This is a genomic window from Streptomyces sp. NPDC056480, assembly GCF_042795405.1.
Classification (GTDB): domain Bacteria; phylum Actinomycetota; class Actinomycetes; order Streptomycetales; family Streptomycetaceae; genus Streptomyces.
The window spans coordinates 21,121-36,985 of sequence record NZ_JBHTSA010000084.1; the positions used below are offsets into that span (position 1 = coordinate 21,121).

13 protein-coding genes and 1 tRNA gene are annotated in these 15,865 nt (G+C 70.6%); 8 read left to right on the top strand and 6 right to left on the bottom strand.

Translation table 11 applies throughout. From position 1 onward, the window contains the following. Nucleotides 1-21: 21 nt before the first annotated feature. From ACFQ79_RS29135 to ACFQ79_RS29150, 4 genes are all read left to right on the top strand, one after another. Nucleotides 22-567: a DUF501 domain-containing protein gene (locus tag ACFQ79_RS29135; protein ID WP_383589045.1), complete on the top strand. Its 546-nt coding sequence runs from the start codon at nt 22-24 to the stop codon at nt 565-567. After that, nucleotides 564-1,478, top strand: a complete 915-nt coding sequence (locus ACFQ79_RS29140) for an exopolyphosphatase (RefSeq protein WP_383589047.1) — start codon at nt 564-566, stop codon at nt 1,476-1,478. The genes ACFQ79_RS29135 and ACFQ79_RS29140 overlap by 4 nt, the downstream gene beginning before the upstream one ends. 369 nt (nt 1,479-1,847) lie before the next feature. After that, nucleotides 1,848-3,227, top strand: a complete 1,380-nt coding sequence (locus ACFQ79_RS29145) for an NAD(P)/FAD-dependent oxidoreductase (RefSeq protein WP_383589049.1) — start codon at nt 1,848-1,850, stop codon at nt 3,225-3,227. A 229-nt stretch (nt 3,228-3,456) separates the two neighbouring features. Continuing rightward, entirely contained in the window at nt 3,457-4,764 is a 1,308-nt protein-coding gene (locus tag ACFQ79_RS29150; RefSeq protein ID WP_383589051.1) for a class I SAM-dependent methyltransferase, read from the top strand. A 73-nt stretch (nt 4,765-4,837) separates the two neighbouring features. Here ACFQ79_RS29150 and ACFQ79_RS29155 read toward each other — a convergent pair whose 3' ends face one another. Together ACFQ79_RS29155 and ACFQ79_RS29160 are read right to left on the bottom strand one after the other, a co-directional pair. After that, entirely contained in the window at nt 4,838-7,369 is a 2,532-nt protein-coding gene (locus tag ACFQ79_RS29155; RefSeq protein WP_383589053.1) for an ABC transporter permease, read from the bottom strand. Nucleotides 7,370-7,427: 58 nt separating this feature from the next. After that, on the bottom strand, nt 7,428-8,198 hold the full coding sequence (locus tag ACFQ79_RS29160; protein WP_319319006.1) for an ABC transporter ATP-binding protein: 771 nt from the start codon (nt 8,196-8,198) through the stop codon (nt 7,428-7,430). A 375-nt stretch (nt 8,199-8,573) separates the two neighbouring features. Here ACFQ79_RS29160 and ACFQ79_RS29165 point away from each other — a divergent pair. Together ACFQ79_RS29165 and ACFQ79_RS29170 are read left to right on the top strand one after the other, a co-directional pair. Continuing rightward, nucleotides 8,574-8,658, top strand: a tRNA-Leu gene (locus ACFQ79_RS29165). Nucleotides 8,659-8,857: 199 nt separating this feature from the next. Beyond that, nucleotides 8,858-9,760: a Bax inhibitor-1/YccA family protein gene (locus ACFQ79_RS29170; RefSeq protein WP_318210159.1), complete on the top strand. Its 903-nt coding sequence runs from the start codon at nt 8,858-8,860 to the stop codon at nt 9,758-9,760. Between the two features lie 122 nt (nt 9,761-9,882). Here the strand turns inward: ACFQ79_RS29170 and ACFQ79_RS29175 are convergent, their stop codons facing one another. Next, nucleotides 9,883-10,113 carry a DUF4287 domain-containing protein gene (locus ACFQ79_RS29175; RefSeq protein ID WP_383589056.1) on the bottom strand — a complete coding sequence of 77 codons (231 nt, stop codon included), beginning with the start codon at nt 10,111-10,113 and terminating at the stop codon, nt 9,883-9,885. Nucleotides 10,114-10,231: 118 nt separating this feature from the next. On the opposite strand from ACFQ79_RS29175, the gene ACFQ79_RS29180 reads away from it, so the two are divergent. Further along, nucleotides 10,232-10,561 carry a hypothetical protein gene (locus tag ACFQ79_RS29180; RefSeq protein ID WP_229313735.1) on the top strand — a complete coding sequence of 110 codons (330 nt, stop codon included), beginning with the start codon at nt 10,232-10,234 and terminating at the stop codon, nt 10,559-10,561. A 27-nt stretch (nt 10,562-10,588) separates the two neighbouring features. Here the strand turns inward: ACFQ79_RS29180 and ACFQ79_RS29185 are convergent, their stop codons facing one another. The 3 genes from ACFQ79_RS29185 to ACFQ79_RS29195 all read right to left on the bottom strand — a co-directional run bounded on the left by ACFQ79_RS29185 (nt 10,589) and on the right by ACFQ79_RS29195 (nt 14,076). Beyond that, complete coding sequence (locus ACFQ79_RS29185) at nt 10,589-11,431, bottom strand: hypothetical protein (protein WP_383589058.1); 843 nt, start codon at nt 11,429-11,431, stop codon at nt 10,589-10,591. 301 nt (nt 11,432-11,732) lie between these two features. After that, entirely contained in the window at nt 11,733-12,953 is a 1,221-nt protein-coding gene (locus tag ACFQ79_RS29190; RefSeq protein ID WP_383589060.1) for an acetyl-CoA C-acetyltransferase, read from the bottom strand. 112 nt (nt 12,954-13,065) lie between these two features. Then, nucleotides 13,066-14,076 (bottom strand): SGNH/GDSL hydrolase family protein, encoded by a 1,011-nt coding sequence (locus tag ACFQ79_RS29195; protein WP_383589064.1) that lies wholly within the window; start codon nt 14,074-14,076, stop codon nt 13,066-13,068. Between the two features lie 118 nt (nt 14,077-14,194). Between ACFQ79_RS29195 and ACFQ79_RS29200 the strand changes: the two genes are divergently transcribed. Next, nucleotides 14,195-15,586, top strand: coding sequence for a cystathionine beta-synthase (locus ACFQ79_RS29200; protein WP_383589063.1), 1,392 nt, complete (start codon nt 14,195-14,197; stop codon nt 15,584-15,586). Nucleotides 15,587-15,865 lie beyond the last annotated feature (279 nt).

Here is a 15,865-nt window from a genome sequence, read left to right on the forward strand (position 1 = left end):
AGCAAGGCAACCGAGAGAAACATGGAAACGCCCCCTCCGCAGACCGAACGCACCGAGCCCACCGAGCGGGACATCGCCGCCTTCGAGCTCCAGCTCGGCCGGCCGCCCCGCGGCCTGCGCGCCATCGCGCACCGCTGCCCGTGCGGCAACCCGGACGTCGTCGAGACCGCGCCCCGGCTCCCCGACGGCACGCCGTTCCCGACCACGTACTACCTGACCTGCCCCCGGGCGGCCTCGGCCATCGGGACCCTGGAGGCCAACGGGGTCATGAAGGAGATGCAGGCCCGGCTCGCCACCGACCCGGAGCTCGCCGCCGCCTACCGGGCCGCGCACGAGGACTACATCGCGCGCCGTGACGCCATCGAGGTCCTGGAGGGCTTCCCGAGCGCCGGCGGCATGCCGGACCGCGTGAAGTGCCTGCACGTCCTCGTCGGCCACTCGCTGGCCGCGGGACCCGGTGTGAACCCGTTCGGCGACGAGGCGCTCGCGATGCTGCCGGAGTGGTGGGCGAAGGGCGCCTGCGTCACACCGTGCGCGGACGAGGAGAAGAAGGAGGGGACGGAGTGACCCGGGTCGCCGGAATCGACTGCGGTACGAACTCCATCCGCCTCCTCGTCGCCGACGTCCACCCGGACACCGGTGACCTGATCGAGCTGGACCGGCGGATGACGATCGTCCGGCTCGGGCAGGGCGTCGACAAGACCGGCCGGCTCGCCCCCGAGGCCCTGGAGCGGACCTTCGCCGCCTGTCGCGCGTACGCCGAGGTCGTCAAGGAGCTCGGCGCCGAGAAGCTGCGCTTCGTCGCCACCTCCGCCTCCCGCGACGCCGAGAACCGCGCGGACTTCGTGAACGGCGTCGTGGAGATCCTCGGTGTCGAGCCCGAGGTGATCACCGGCGACCAGGAGGCCGCGTTCTCCTTCACCGGTGCCACCGGCGAGCTGCACGGCGACGACCGCCGTCTCGTCGTGGACATCGGCGGCGGCTCGACCGAGTTCGTCGTCGGCAACCGGCACGTCGAGGCGGCCCGCTCCGTCGACATCGGCTGCGTCCGGCTCACCGAGCGGCACGTCCGGCACGACCCGCCGACCGCCGAGGAGGCCGACGCGATCCGCGCCGACGTCCGGGCCGCGCTCGACCTGGCGGCCGAGACCGTCCCGATCGACACCGCCGACACCCTCGTCGGGCTCGCCGGATCGGTCACCACGGTCGCCGCCATCGCCCTCGGGCTCCCCGAGTACGACTCCGAGAAGATCCACCACGCCCGGATCTCCGCCGCCCAGGTCGCCGAGGTCGCCGACCGGCTGCTCGCCTCCACGCACGCGGAACGGGCGGCGATCCCCGTCATCCACCCCGGCCGGGTCGACGTGATCATCGCCGGCGCGATCGTCCTGAGGGAGATCGTGGAGCGGGTCGGAGCCCACGAGGTCGTCGTCAGTGAGCACGACATCCTCGATGGGATCGCCCTATCCGTCGCATAGCGGGCACCTATCGACGCCCCCGGCGACATGTCGTCGGGAAAGTTCGTGAAGTTCTTCACAAGGAAAAGGGCCCTGATGGCGTCCGAGGGGGGTCTTTGGGCCCTTCGGGTGGTGCCTCAGGGCCCTTTCGTAGGTGCGGAGGCCGATTCGCTCGATGTTTCCATCGTGTGAACGGGTGCCCCGGTTCAGCGTTAACGGGGGCTCTCCGGGCCAGTTCACAAGGGGTGAACAACGTTCGCCCCGGCACTCCGGTTCCTTTGCAGCACCATGACATGGATCACGTGGGCGGCGGAGTGTAGCAGAGGTGTCCGGAGACCTTGTGAAGGGGCGCACGAGCACCCCCCTCAGGAGGGGTGGATACTCGATCTCATGAGCACCACGGAGCGTCCCAGGATCCTCGTAGTAGGCGGCGGGTACGTAGGCCTGTACGCAGCTCGGCGCATCCTCAAGAAGATGCGCTACGCGGAGGCGACCGTCACGGTCGTCGACCCGCGGTCGTACATGACCTACCAGCCCTTCCTCCCCGAAGCCGCCGCCGGCAGCATCTCGCCGCGCCACGTCGTCGTCCCGCTGCGACGCGTCGTGCGCGGAGCCGAGGTGCTCACCGGCCGGGTCACCACCATCGACCAGGACCGCAAGGTCGCCACGATCGCGCCGCTCGTCGGCGAGGCGTACGAGCTGCCTTTCGACTACCTCGTCATCGCGATGGGCGCCGTCTCCCGTACCTTCCCGATCCCCGGCCTCGCCGAGCAGGGCATCGGCATGAAGGGCATCGAGGAGGCCATCGGCCTGCGCAACCACGTCCTCGAGCAGCTCGACAAGGCTGACTCGACCACCGACGAGGAGGTCCGCCGCAAGGCGCTGACCTTCGTCTTCGTGGGCGGCGGCTTCGCCGGCGCGGAGACCATCGGCGAGGTCGAGGACCTGGCCCGGGACGCCGCGAAGTACTACCAGAACGTGTCGCGCGAGGACATGCGCTTCGTCCTGGTCGACGCGGCCGACAAGATCCTCCCCGAGGTGGGCCCCAAGCTCGGCCAGTACGGCAAGGAGCACCTGGAGAGCCGCGGGATCGAGATCTACCTCGAGACCTCCATGGACTCCTGCGTCGACGGCCACGTCGTGCTGAAGAACGGCCTCGAGGTCGACTCCAACACGATCGTGTGGACCGCCGGCGTGAAGCCGAACCCGGCGCTCTCCCGCTTCGGTCTGCCGCTCGGCCCCCGCGGCCACGTGGACTGCAACGAGAAGCTCCAGATCAACGGCCTCGACTACGCCTGGGCCGCGGGCGACAACGCCCAGGTCCCGGACATGGTCGGCCGCAAGGCGGGCAACCCGAACGCCTGGTGCCCGCCGAACGCCCAGCACGCCCTGCGCCAGGCCAAGGTCCTCGGCGACAACGTGGTGGCCGGCATGCGCGGCTTCCCGCAGAAGGAGTACAGCCACGCCAACAAGGGCGCGGTGGCCGGACTCGGTCTGCACAAGGGCGTCGCGATGATCGTCATGGGCAAGGTGACGATCAGGCTCAAGGGCCGTCTCGCCTGGTACATGCACCGTGGCTACCACGGCATGGCGATGCCGACCTGGAACCGCAAGATCCGCGTCTTCGCGGACTGGACCCTCGCGATGTTCCTCAAGCGCGAGGTCGTCTCCCTCGGCGCCATCGAGACGCCGCGCGAGGAGTTCTACGAGGCCGCCAAGCCCGCCCCCGCTCCGGCCGCCCCGGCGCAGGAGAAGGCCAAGGCCTCCTAAGGATCCTCCGCGGGTACCGGCAGCACACGCAGGACCAGCAGTACACGCAGTACACGCAGTACCAGCAGTACACGCAAGGCCGTAAAAGGGCCGTCCGCCATCCGTGGTGCGGACGGCCCTTCGCGTGTTTTGCCGACTGATTGCGCTGCGCCGGGACTGCAAACGCCTACGGACGGTGTTCCCTTGGTGACGAGCATTTCTGGGGCACGAGATCACGGAGGTGTGCACCATGGCCGACGCCGCGTCGCGGCTGACGACTCTCGCCGAGGAACTCCTCGGAGGACCGCTCCCGGTCCGACTGCGAGCCTGGGACGGCAGTGAGGCCGGTCCCGTGGGCGGCCCCGTCCTGATCGTCCGCGACCGCCGGGCTCTGCGGAGGATGATCTGGAAGCCCGGCGAACTGGGCCTGGCCCGCGCCTGGGTGGCCGGGGAGCTGGACGTCGAGGGAGACCTGTACGAGCTTCTGGACGGGCTCTCGGGCCTGCTCTGGGAGCGTCACGAGGACACCAGGGGGCTGCTCGCGTCGGCGCGCGACCCGAGGCTGCGCGCGGCCGCCCGCGCCCTGCTGAGACTGGCCGGACCGCCGCTGCCGCCGCAGCCGCCGGCCGAGGAGATGCGCGGCCGCAACGGCGGCCGGCACACCCGGCGCCGTGACAAGCAGGCGATCAGTCACCACTACGACGTGGGCAACGACTTCTACGGGCTGGTCCTCGGCCCGTCGATGGTCTACTCGTGCGCGTACTGGGCCTCCGACGGCCCCGACGCGACCCTCGAGGACGCCCAGCGCGACAAGCTGGACCTGATCGCCCGCAAGCTGAACCTGAAGGAGGGCGACCGGCTCCTCGACGTGGGCTGCGGATGGGGCTCCATGGCCCTCCACGCCGCCCGGGAGTACGGGGCGAGGGTCGTCGGCATCACCCTCTCCCGCGAGCAGGCCGCGTTCGCCCGCAAGCGGATCGCCGACGAGGGCCTGACCGACCTGATCGAGATCCGCGTCCAGGACTACCGGGACGTCACGGACGGCCCGTACGACGCGATCTCCTCGATCGGCATGGCCGAGCACGTCGGCGCCGTCCGGTACCGGGAGTACGCCGACATCCTGTACGGGCTCCTCAAGCCCGGCGGACGGCTCCTCAACCACCAGATCTCGCGGCGCCCCGAGCCCGACGAGGAGGCGTACGAGGTCGACGTCTTCATCGACGCGTACGTCTTCCCCGACGGCGAACTCGCCCCCATGGGCCGCACGCTGAGCACCCTGGAGGACGCCGGCTTCGAGGTCAGGGACGTGGAGGCGATCCGCGAGCACTACGCCCTCACCCTGCGCCGCTGGGTGGCCAACCTGGAGCGCGACTGGGACCGGGCCGTCCGGCTCACCTCTCCGGGCCGGGCGAGGATCTGGCGGCTGTACATGGCGGCCTCCGCCGTCTCCTTCGAGCGCAACCGGATCGGCGTGAACCAGTTCCTCGCCGTGAAGACCCCGGTGTCGGGGAAGAGCGGCACGGCGCTGCGTCCGCGCGTCTGGAACGAGAAGGCCTGAGGTACGCCGAAGGGCCGGCCCCCGGGTGGGGACCGGCCCTTCGTACCGCTGCTTCCGTTGCCCGGCGACCCGGCTACTCGGCCTTGATGGCGGCGAGCATGTTCAGCCTGGCCGCGCTGCGGGCCGGCCACAGGGAGGCGAGGACGCCGACCAGGGCGGCCAGGACCAGGAAGATCCCGATCCGGTCCCAGGGCAGGACCAGGGAGTAGCCCGGCAGGCTGCTCTTGAAGGTCTCGCCGATGGCCCAGCCGAGGAAGGAGCCGAGGCCGATGCCGACGACCGCGCCGAACACCGAGATGACGACGGCCTCCAGACGGACCATCCGCTTCACCCGGCGCCGGTCGAGGCCGATCGCCCGCAGCATGCCGATCTCCTGCTGACGCTCGAAGACCGACATGGCCAGGGTGTTGACGACACCGAGGACCGCGATCACCAGGGCCATCGCGAGCAGACCGTAGACGATGTTCAGGAGCATGTTGATCTGGCCGCCGAAGAGGTCACGGATGTCCTTCTGGTCCATCACCGTGATCGCCGGGTTGTCACCCATGGCCTTCGACAGGGCCTTCTCGTGGGCGGCGCTCGGGCCGCCCTCCGTCGAGACGAAGATCTGCTGGATGCCGGCCTGGTCGTCGTGCGCGCTGATCAGCTCGGTGTCGATCAGGACCGGCGAGACGAACTCGCTGCCCTTGTAGACCGCGCCGACGGTCAGCTTCCCCTTCTGCTTGTCGAGCCACTCGACGGGGACGGTGTCGCCGACCTTCAGGCCGCGCTTGGCGGCGGTCTTGTCGTCGACGGCGATCTTGCCCTGGCCGAGGGAGGCCATCGAGCCGTTCACGACGTCGAGCTTGAGGACCTTCTCGATGTCGCCGGGGGTGACGCCGGAGGCCGAGACGTACGAGCCCTTGAGCTCGAAGGCGCCGTTCTGCTGCGGGGAGACCGCGGTGACGCCCGGGGCCTTCTCCAGGGCCGTCAGGGCCTCCTGGCTGAGGCTGGTGCCGCTGGCCATCGAGACCATGTAGTCGGCCTTGATCTGGTCGGTCGTCATCTTGTCCAGGGCCGAGCCGACCGTGGCGCCGAGCACCGAGAGACCGGTGACCAGGGTCAGACCGATGGCGAGCGCGGAGGCGGTGGCGCCGGTGCGGCGCGGGTTGCGGACCGCGTTCAGGCCGGCGAGCTTGCCGGAGACTCCGAAGAGGTTCACGAAGACCGGGCGGATCACGGCGATCACGGGCCGGGACAGGAACGGGATCAGCACGATCACGCCGATGAGGGTGAGGAACGCGCCGCCCGCGATGAGCATGCGGCCGTCGTCGCCGCCCTGGCCGGCGCCGAGCACGATGAGCACGGCACCGAGTGCGGTGATCGCCGCGCCGATGGAGTTGCGCACGACGAGCGACTTGGTGCTCGCGGTGGCGTGGACGCTGCTCATGGCGGCGACCGGCGGGATCTTCGCGGCGCGGCGGCCGGGCAGCCAGGCGGCGAACATCGTGATCAGGACGCCGACGAGGAAGGCGGTGAGGACCGGGGTGGTGCCGAGGACGAGGTCACCGGCCGGGATCTTCATGTCGAAGGCGCTCATCGCCGAGCGGAGCGAGACGGCCAGACCGATGCCGAGCACGTAGCCGACGGCCGAGGCGACCAGGCCGACCAGACCGGCCTCGGCGAGGACGGAGCGGGTGATCTGCTTGCGCGAGGCGCCGACGGCGCGCATCAGCGCCAGTTCCTTGGTGCGCTGGGCGACCAGCATGGTGAAGGTGTTGGAGATCAGGAAGATCCCGACGAAGAGCGCGATGCCCGCGAAGCCGAGGAGCACCTGGTTGAGCGCGCCGAGGCCGGACTCGATGTCCTTGGCCTGCTGCGCGGCGAGGTCGGTGCCGGTCTGCGCGGTGGCGGACTTGGGGACGACCGTCAGGACCTGGTCGCGGAGCTTCTCCGCGTCGGCGCCGGGGGTGGCGGTGACGGTCAGGTTCTGGAAGTAGCCGGGCTTCAGGTAGAGCTTCTGGGCGACGGCGGTGTCGAAGACGACCAGGCTGCCGCCGGCGTTGACGGCGCCGTCCTCGGTGGTGAAGACGCCGGAGAGCTCGTACTCCTTCACCGGTCCGTTGGTGGCGACGCGGACGGTGTCGCCGACCTTGTAGCCGCCCTTGTCGGCGGTGTCCTTGTCGAGCGCGATCTGACCGGCCGAGGCCGGGCCGTTCCCGGAGGTGAAGGCGTACGAGCGGTCCTTGCCGTCCTTGCCGGGGGCGAAGTTGGTCCCCTTGTTGGACCAGCCGACGCCGATCAGCTTGCCGTCCTTGTCGGGGACGCCGGCGAAGCCGTCGACGCGGGGGGAGACGGAGGCGACCCCGTCGAGCTCCGCGACCTTGTCGACGACCTGCTGGGAGAGACCGGGGGTCTTCCGGGCCTCCTCGGCGGACGGGTACATCTCGACGGCGACGGCGACGTCGTCGTAGCTCTTCGCCGACTGGTTGCGGAAGGCGTTGGAGAGGGTGTCGGTGAAGACGAGGGTGCCGGAGACGAAGGCCACGCCGAGCATCACGGCGAGGACGGTCATCAGCAGTCTCGCCTTGTGCGCGAGGACGTTGCGCAGGGCGGTACGGAACATGGGTGTGTCCTGGAGGAGGAGGGACGGCGGGTGGGGCGGAGCCGGCTGCGCTACGGCGTCAGCTCGTACGGCCCTTGGCGTCGAAGGCCTTCATGCGGTCGAGCACGCCGTCCGCCGTCGGGTGCAGCATCTCGTCGACGATCCGGCCGTCGGCGAGGAAGATCACGCGGTCCGCGTAGGAGGCGGCGACCGGGTCGTGGGTGACCATGACGACGGTCTGGCCCAGCTCGCGGACGGAGTTGCGGAGGAAGCCGAGGACCTCGGCGCCCGAGCGGGAGTCCAGGTTTCCGGTGGGCTCGTCACCGAAGATGATCTCGGGGCGGGAGGCCAGGGCGCGGGCCACGGCCACGCGCTGCTGCTGGCCGCCGGAGAGCTCGGTGGGGCGGTGGCTGAGCCGGGCGGAGAGTCCGAGCATGTCGATGACCTGCTGGACCCACTGCTTGTCGGGCTTCCGGCCGGCGATGTCCATCGGCAGCGTGATGTTCTCCAGGGCCGTCAGCGTCGGCAGCAGGTTGAAGGCCTGGAAGATGAAGCCGATCTTGTCCCGGCGCAGCTGGGTGAGCTGCTTGTCCTTGAGGGTGGAGAGCTCCGTCTCGCCGATCCGGACCGATCCGGAGGAGAAGGAGTCGAGGCCGGCGACGCAGTGCATGAGCGTCGACTTGCCGGAGCCCGAGGGGCCCATGATCGCGGTGAACTCGGCCTGGCGGAAGTCCACGGTGACGTGATCGAGCGCGACGACCTGGGTCTCGCCGTGTCCGTAGACCTTCGAGAGATCCGTGGCGCGGGCGGCCACCGCGGTGGCGCGGGACACGGTGGGGGTGGTGGTCACGAGGGACTCCTGTCACTGCGGGGCTTCTTCGGGAACCCCTCCATCGTGTCGAGCGTTGGCGCTCGGATCGTCCGCCCACATGCCCGTTCCCAAGGCAGTCTCGAGTCGGACCGGGGGGCCCGATCCTCCTCCTGAGGTATGACGGCGCCCCTGAGAGCCGGGTTCGCGCCGACGTGACACACGTGCGACGACTTTTCGTCATTCCGGGGGGTGCGGCTTTGCGCCTGCGACCCCTGTCACAGTTCGGCGAAACGCCCCTCACCTGCACTGACGCACCCTCAGACGTCAATAAAATAAGACAACATCGGGAGGATGTTCCGCTGAACGGGGGAAGCGCCCCGGATAGGCTCATGTGCCAACGCGGAGCTTCGCGACGCCCGGATGGTGGAATGCAGACACGGCGAGCTTAAACCTCGCTGGCCTTCGGGCCGTACCGGTTCGAGTCCGGTTCCGGGCACCACCCGGGCCCCAGGTGTCACGCCTGTGGCCCGGCGAAGCCCCTCACTCACCGGGCGGGCCCTCGCGACCTCCGCGAGGGAGCGCACGAAGATCGAGAACGTACGGGAAAAGATCCTCCCCGAGCACTAGAGAGTTTCTTTTGCCTACGCATTACTCTTGACGCGAGGCCGCGCGCATGCGGCACGCCATGGAGGAGTGAGATGAGGAGCAGCAACCCGGTCTTCTCGCGACGGGGGTTCAGCCGCGACAACGGCACCGCGGGCTTCAACGGCCAGCAGCCGCAGGCCGGGGGCCCCGCCGTCGGAACCAACCCGTACGCCACCGGCAACCCGTATGCCGAGGGCGCGACGAACCCGTACGCCACCAACCCGTACGCCCCGCAGGACACGCAGCTCGGTGCCCCGCAGCAGGCCCGCGGCAACGTGATGACGATCGACGACGTCGTGAGCCGTACGGCCATGACGCTCGGTACGGTCGTGCTCACCGCCGTCCTGTCCTGGCTGCTCCTGCCGGTCGACCCCGCCAACCTGGGCAAGTCCTACGGCATCGCCATCGGCGCGGCCCTGGTCGCCCTGGTGCTGTCGCTCGTGCAGTCCTTCAAGCGCAAGCCGTCGCCGGCGCTCATCCTGAGCTACGCGGCCTTCGAGGGCGTCTTCCTCGGAGTGATCTCGGCCGCCGTCTCGACGTACATCGCCGACGGCGTGGTCATCCAGGCGGTCCTGGGCACGATGGCGGTCTTCGCCGGCGTCCTGATCGCCTACAAGATGGGCTGGATCCGGGTCAACCGGCGCTTCTACGGCTTCGTGATGGCCGCCGCGATGGGCTTCATGCTCCTCATGGTGACCAACCTGCTGTTCGCCGTCTTCGCCGGCGGTGACGGCCTCGGCTTCCGCAGCGGTGGCCTCGGCATCCTCTTCGGTGTCATCGGCATCATCCTGGGCGCCTGCTTCCTCGCCCTCGACTTCAAGCAGGTCGAGGACGGCGTGACCTACGGCGCGCCGCGCGAGGAGGCCTGGCTGGCCGCCTTCGGTCTCACCATGACCCTGGTGTGGATCTACCTGGAGATGCTGCGTCTGCTGTCGATCCTGCAGGGCGACGACTGACGCGTCCCGACTCGGGGGGAAGGGCCCGTCCGGCTTCGTGCCGGGCGGGCCCTTCCGCGTCTCCCGGTCGGGACGGGGGCGGTGCTCCGACCTTCCCCGTCGGACGAGGTGGTGCTCGGACCTCAGAGCAGTCTCCGGGCCGCCCGCCGCAGGTCGTACTCGTGCAGGATCGCCTTCGCGTGGCCGTAGGCCAGCTCGTGGGCCCCGCGGAGCCAGCTCACCCGCTCCTCGAATCGGAGGAGGGAGGGTCCCTCCTCGACGGTGCGCATCCAGTCGGAGATCTCACGACCGGTGCGGCCCGGGATGCGGGCCAGCATGTTGCGGTGGGTCTCTTCGGAGAATGTGTGGGACATCGGCGCCTCCGGACGCGTCGTACCGTGTGCTCCTCGTACTCCTGGCACTTCTTCACGTCACCGTGCCCAAGTGTTCGCCCGTTGGCAAGAGGCCCGGGACGGCGCGTAGGGTCGCGGGGTGCGCGATACGAGTGAACTGACCGCCGCCGTCGAACGCTTCGCGGACCGGCTGCGGGCCGCCCCGCAGAGCCGCCTCCAGCGCGGCGCGGCGGCCGAGGGGCTTGCCCTCGCCCGCGAGCTCGCGGTGCGCGCCCAGCGCGCGGAGGACCCGGAGCGGGAGCCGAGGACGATGCCGGACGCGGGGGTCTTCACCGTGGCCGACCAGCTGGTCGTCGCCGGGAACGATCTGGCCGAGATCCTGCGAACGGCCCCGGCCGACTCCCGCGAGGGGGAACTGGCAGAGGCCGTGGGACTGGTCCGTGAGGCGGCGGAGCGCTCGGGGCTGTAGCGCCCGCCCGGTGCGAGGGGCGCGGGATCAGAGGGATGCGATGACGCGGTCCGCCAGGATGTAGACGTTCTCGTCGTCCGCCTCGCCGTACGAGAAGGTGAGGGCGAAGGCGCCCGAGACGCCCGAGCCGCCGAGCAGCACCGGCGTACGACCGGAGCGCAGGGCCTCCGCGAGGCGCTCCGCGGTCTCGCGGTGCCCCGGGGTCATACAGAGCGTCGTGCCGTCCGCGAAGACGTACACGTCGAGCGTGCCGAGCGGGCCCGGACGCACGTCGGTCAGCGCGGTGGCGGTGTCGGCCAGCTCCTCGAGGCGGGCCACCGTCCGCTCGTGGTCGGTGACGACGGGGGTCTGCACCGGCACGAAGTCCGGGTGCGAGGGGTGCCGGCGACGGGCCGCGGCCAGCTCGGCCGAGTCCTCCGGGTACTCCTCGAAGGCGTCGATCGAGTCGAGCGGGTCCAGCGCGTCGGGGCCGTCGAGCGCGGCCGCCTCCGCCTCCATGGCCTCCAGGGCCATCGCCTCCAGGCCCACGAAGTCGGCCTGACGCGGGACGAAGAAGGTGCCGTCGTCGACCGGGCCGCCGAGGCCGCCCAGCAGGGACGGGGCGTCGGCCGCGTCCCGGGCCTCCTGCGCGGCCCAGAAGGCCCGCGCCTCGGCGAGCTCGCGCTCGCGCTCCTCGGCCAGCGCCTCCGCGACCGCGGCCCGTATCTCGGCCGCCGGCGTGGCACGGGCCGCGGGAACGGTGACGCCGTGCCCGGCCGCCAGTTCGCTCCGCAGGGCCGTGACCTGCTTGCGGAGACCGTGGACGGCGTGCAGGGCGGCAGCGCCCACGGCCGTGGCAGCGGCCGTGGTCAGCAGCAGGGCAAGAGGCATGGCGCTCACTGACGTACTCCCGATTCCGAGTCGATCCCCCGACTTCCTACATCAGCTTGTCCTGGGGTGGGGCCCGCTGTCAGTGCATTACGTCACGAATTGGACAGGTATTTCTACCAGGTGTTTAGTCCCGAAACGGCTCTGACCTGGGAAAACGAACTCCCCCGGGACGTAGGTCACATCCTGGGGGAGATTCGGTCACGGCTCGGACGCGGAGCGGTTGGAGCCCTCGGTACGAGGAGACGCGCCCCGGCGCACTCCCCGTCCTACGGCAGGCGCGCGGCCGCCCTGGGGCCCGGCCTTACGACAGGCGCTCGATCACCATGGCCATGCCCTGGCCGCCGCCGACGCACATGGTCTCCAGGCCGAACTGCTTGTCGTGGAACTGGAGGCTGTTGATCAGCGTGCCGGTGATCCGGGCGCCGGTCATGCCGAAGGGGTGGCCGACGGCGATGGCGCCACCGTTGACGTTCACCTTGTCCAGGTCCAGGCCCAGGTCCTGGTAGGACGGGATCACCTGGGCCGCGAAGGCCTCGTTGATCTCGGCCAGGTCGATGTCGCCGATGGTCAGGCCGGCGCGCTTGAGGGCCTGCTTCGACGCCTCGACCGGGCCGAGGCCCATGATCTCGGGGGAGAGGCCGGAGACGCCGGTGGAGACGATGCGGGCGAGCGGGGTCAGACCGAGCTCGCGGGCCTTCGTGTCCGACATGATGACGAGCGCGGCGGCGCCGTCGTTCAGCGGGCAGCAGTTGGCGGCGGTGACCAGGCCGTCGGGGCGGAAGACCGGCTTGAGGCCCTGCACGCCCTCCAGGGTGACGCCGGCGCGCGGGCCGTCGTCCCCGGAGACCACGGTGCCGTCCGGGAGCGTCACCGGGGTGATCTCGCGCTCCCAGAAGCCGTTCTTGATGGCCTGCTCGGCGAGGTTCTGCGAGCGGACGCCGAACTCGTCCATCTCCTGGCGGCTGATGCCCTTGAGGCGGGCCAGGTTCTCCGCGGTCTGGCCCATGGCGATGTACGCGTCCGGGATGACGCCGTCCTCGCGCGGGTCGTGCCACGTGGAGCCCTCGGAGGCGGCGACCTCGGCGGTACGGGCCTCGGCCTCGGCGAAGAAGGGGTTGTGCGTGTCGGGCAGGGAGTCCGAGTTGCCCTTCACGAAGCGGGACACCATCTCGACACCGGCCGAGATGAAGACGTCGCCCTCGCCGGCCTTGATCGCGTGCAGCGCCATGCGGGAGGTCTGCAGCGAGGAGGAGCAGTACCGGGTGATCGTGCAGCCCGGCAGGTGGTCCATGCCCATCTGCACGGCCACGATGCGGCCCAGGTTGTTGCCCTGCTCGCCGCCGGGAAGGCCGCAGCCCAGCATCAGGTCGTCGATGTCGCGCGGGTCGAGCTCCGGCACCTTGGCCAGGGCGGCCTTGACGATGGTCGCGGTGAGGTCGTCCGGCCGCAGGTCCTTGAGGGAGCCCTTGAAGGCCCGGCCGATGGGCGAGCGGGCGGTCGAGACGATCACGGCTTCGGGCATCACGGCTCCATGAGGGTGCGGAGTGAGCGGACTGAAAGGGAAGTTACCCGTACGTACCGCATGGGGTCACCGGCCTGGGCATGTGATGCGGACCTCTTTTCTAAGCGAGCGCTCAGTTGGTGGGGGCGGGTGTCTCCGCGGCCCCTTCCCCCTGCGCCTCCGGCGACGCGTCCGCCGCGACCGGCAGACGCCGCCTGCGGCGGTGCTTCAGAAGGGCCCAGGGGGCGCGGGCGCCCGTGACCTCCGTGCCCGCCTCCTTCGCCGCCTCCGCCGCCGCCTTCGCGACCGGCAGCATGTTCTCCCGCCGTGCCGGTTCCAGGCGGTCCGTCTCCGGCCACACCCCCAGCACCGCGCACATCGTCGGCAGCACCGCCATCGCCGCCGTCGCGTACCCCTCAGCGGAGGGGTGGAAGTTGTCCACCCCGAACATCTCGCGCGGGTTCGCCGCGAACTCGGGCCCGAGCAGGTCGCCCAGCGACACCGTCCGGCCGCCCTGCTCGATCACCACGATCGTCTGCGCCGCCGCCAGTTGCCGCGAGGCCCGCCGGGCCAGCCAGCGCAGCGGCTGGTAGACCGGCTCGATCGTCCCGAGGTCCGGGCAGGTCCCGACCACCACCTCCGCGCCGGCCGTCCGCAGCCGCCGGACCGCCGACGCCAGGAGCCGTACCGACTCCGTCGGCGACATCCGGTGCGTCACGTCGTTCGCGCCGATCATGATCACGCAGACGTCCGGCGGCCCGAGCGGCTGGGCGAGCAGCAGCGACACCTGACGCTCCAGGTCGTCGGAGCGGGCGCCGGAGAGCGCCACGTTCCGCAGCACCACCGGCCGCTCCGCGACCGCTGCGAGCCCCGAGGCGAGCAGCGCTCCCGGCGTCTGGCCCGAGCGGCGCACCCCCTGACCCGCGGCCGTGGAATCACCCAGAAGGGCCAGCCGCAGGGGGTCGTCCGTGCCGAACGCGCGGCCGTAGAGGCCGTCCGCCCCCGGTGGCAGGGGGGCCGCTCCGCCGCCCACCGTCCGCTTCGCGATCTGCATCTCGGCCAGCAGGACGCCCACCGCCGCCACACCCAGCAGTCCGATGCTCCCGCCGCCGTACGCCGCACCCGCCGCGATCCGCCGCGCCACCCTCGCCCTCGACATGGGGCCGTCACCTCCTTCAAGCCGTTCAGGGTCTAACTGCCCCGTAACCCGCTCCGACTACGCATACGCTGGCCACACCATTACGGAGACCCCGGAGATTACGGTGCAATTCCACGACTCGATGATCAGCCTCGTCGGCAACACCCCGCTGGTGAAGCTCAACAGCGTCACAGCGGGTATTCAGGCGACCGTTCTGGCCAAGGTCGAGTACTTCAACCCCGGAGGCTCGGTCAAGGACCGGATCGCCCTGCGGATGATCGAGGCGGCCGAGCAGAGCGGCGAGCTCAAGCCCGGCGGAACGATCGTCGAGCCCACGTCCGGCAACACCGGCGTCGGCCTGGCGATCGTGGCGCAGACGAAGGGCTACAAGTGCATCTTCGTCTGCCCCGACAAGGTGTCCCTCGACAAGATCAACGTACTGCGGGCGTACGGGGCCGAGGTCGTCGTCTGCCCCACCGCGGTCGACCCGGAGCACCCGGACTCGTACTACAACGTCTCGGACCGCCTGGTCCGTGAGACGCCCGGTGCCTGGAAGCCCGACCAGTACTCCAACCCGAACAACCCGCGCTCCCACTACGAGACCACCGGTCCCGAGCTCTGGGAGCAGACGGAGGGGAAGATCACCCACTTCGTCGCGGGCGTCGGCACCGGCGGCACGATCTCCGGCACCGGCAACTACCTCAAGGAGGCCAGCGGCGGCTCCGTGAAGGTCATCGGCGCCGACCCGGAGGGCTCGGTCTACTCGGGCGGCTCGGGCCGCCCGTACCTGGTCGAGGGCGTCGGCGAGGACTTCTGGCCGACCGCGTACGACCGGAACGTCACGGACCGGATCGTCGCCGTGTCCGACAAGGACTCGTTCCAGATGACCCGCCGCCTCGCCAAGGAGGAGGGCCTCCTCGTCGGCGGTTCCTGCGGCATGGCCGTCGTGGCCGCGCTCGAGGTCGCCAGGGAGCTCGGCCCGGACGACGTCGTCGTCGTCCTGCTGCCGGACTCCGGCCGCGGCTACATGTCGAAGATCTTCAGCGACGAGTGGATGGCCGACTACGGCTTCCTGGAGGACACCTCCACGGCCACCGTCGCCGACGTCCTGCGCCACAAGGAGGGCGGCACCATGCCCTCCCTGGTCCACATGCACCCGGACGAGACCGTCGGCCAGGCCATCGAGGTGCTCCGCGAGTACGGCGTCTCCCAGATGCCCATCGTGAAGCCCGGCGCCGGCCACCCCGACGTGATGGCCGCCGAGGTCGTCGGCTCGGTCGTCGAGCGCGAGCTGCTCGACCACCTCTTCACCAAGAAGGCCTCCCTCGAGGACCCGCTCGAGGAGCACATGAGCGCGCCGCTGCCGCAGGTCGGTTCCGGCGAGCCGGTCGCCGACCTGATGTCCGTCCTCGGCGAGGCCGCCGACGCGGCGATCGTGCTGGTCGAGGGCAAGCCGACCGGCGTCGTCAGCCGCCAGGACCTGCTGGCCTTCCTGGCCAACGGCGGCGCGAAGTAGTTCCCCGGGCCGGTGCGGCGGGTGCCGCGGGCGCGTTCGCGCAATCGGTACGAGCGCGACACGTTCGCGCAGCACCCGCTTAACACGCGTCCGGCACATTGGTGGTTGTCGGCGTCACGGACTTCCGGAGCGGCTCCCGGACTCCTGACGACGCCGCGGACGCGGAGGCCGGCCCTGACCCGGGCCCGTGTCCTCGCGGGGACCGCCGTCGTCCCGCCCCCCGATTCGGGGGTGCGGCGGTCCCCGCGCCGACTTCCGTGGTCGGGCCCGCCGGGCTTC

Coding starts and splice junctions, on each gene's coding strand:
- ACFQ79_RS29135 (WP_383589045.1), top strand. CDS start 22: ATGGAAACGCCCCCTCCGCAGACCGAACGCACCGAGCCCACCGAGCGG.
- ACFQ79_RS29145 (WP_383589049.1), top strand. CDS start 1,848: ATGAGCACCACGGAGCGTCCCAGGATCCTCGTAGTAGGCGGCGGGTAC.
- ACFQ79_RS29150 (WP_383589051.1), top strand. CDS start 3,457: ATGGCCGACGCCGCGTCGCGGCTGACGACTCTCGCCGAGGAACTCCTC.
- ACFQ79_RS29155 (WP_383589053.1), bottom strand. CDS start 7,369: ATGTTCCGTACCGCCCTGCGCAACGTCCTCGCGCACAAGGCGAGACTG.
- ACFQ79_RS29170 (WP_318210159.1), top strand. CDS start 8,858: ATGAGGAGCAGCAACCCGGTCTTCTCGCGACGGGGGTTCAGCCGCGAC.
- ACFQ79_RS29175 (WP_383589056.1), bottom strand. CDS start 10,113: ATGTCCCACACATTCTCCGAAGAGACCCACCGCAACATGCTGGCCCGC.
- ACFQ79_RS29185 (WP_383589058.1), bottom strand. CDS start 11,431: ATGCCTCTTGCCCTGCTGCTGACCACGGCCGCTGCCACGGCCGTGGGC.
- ACFQ79_RS29190 (WP_383589060.1), bottom strand. CDS start 12,953: ATGCCCGAAGCCGTGATCGTCTCGACCGCCCGCTCGCCCATCGGCCGG.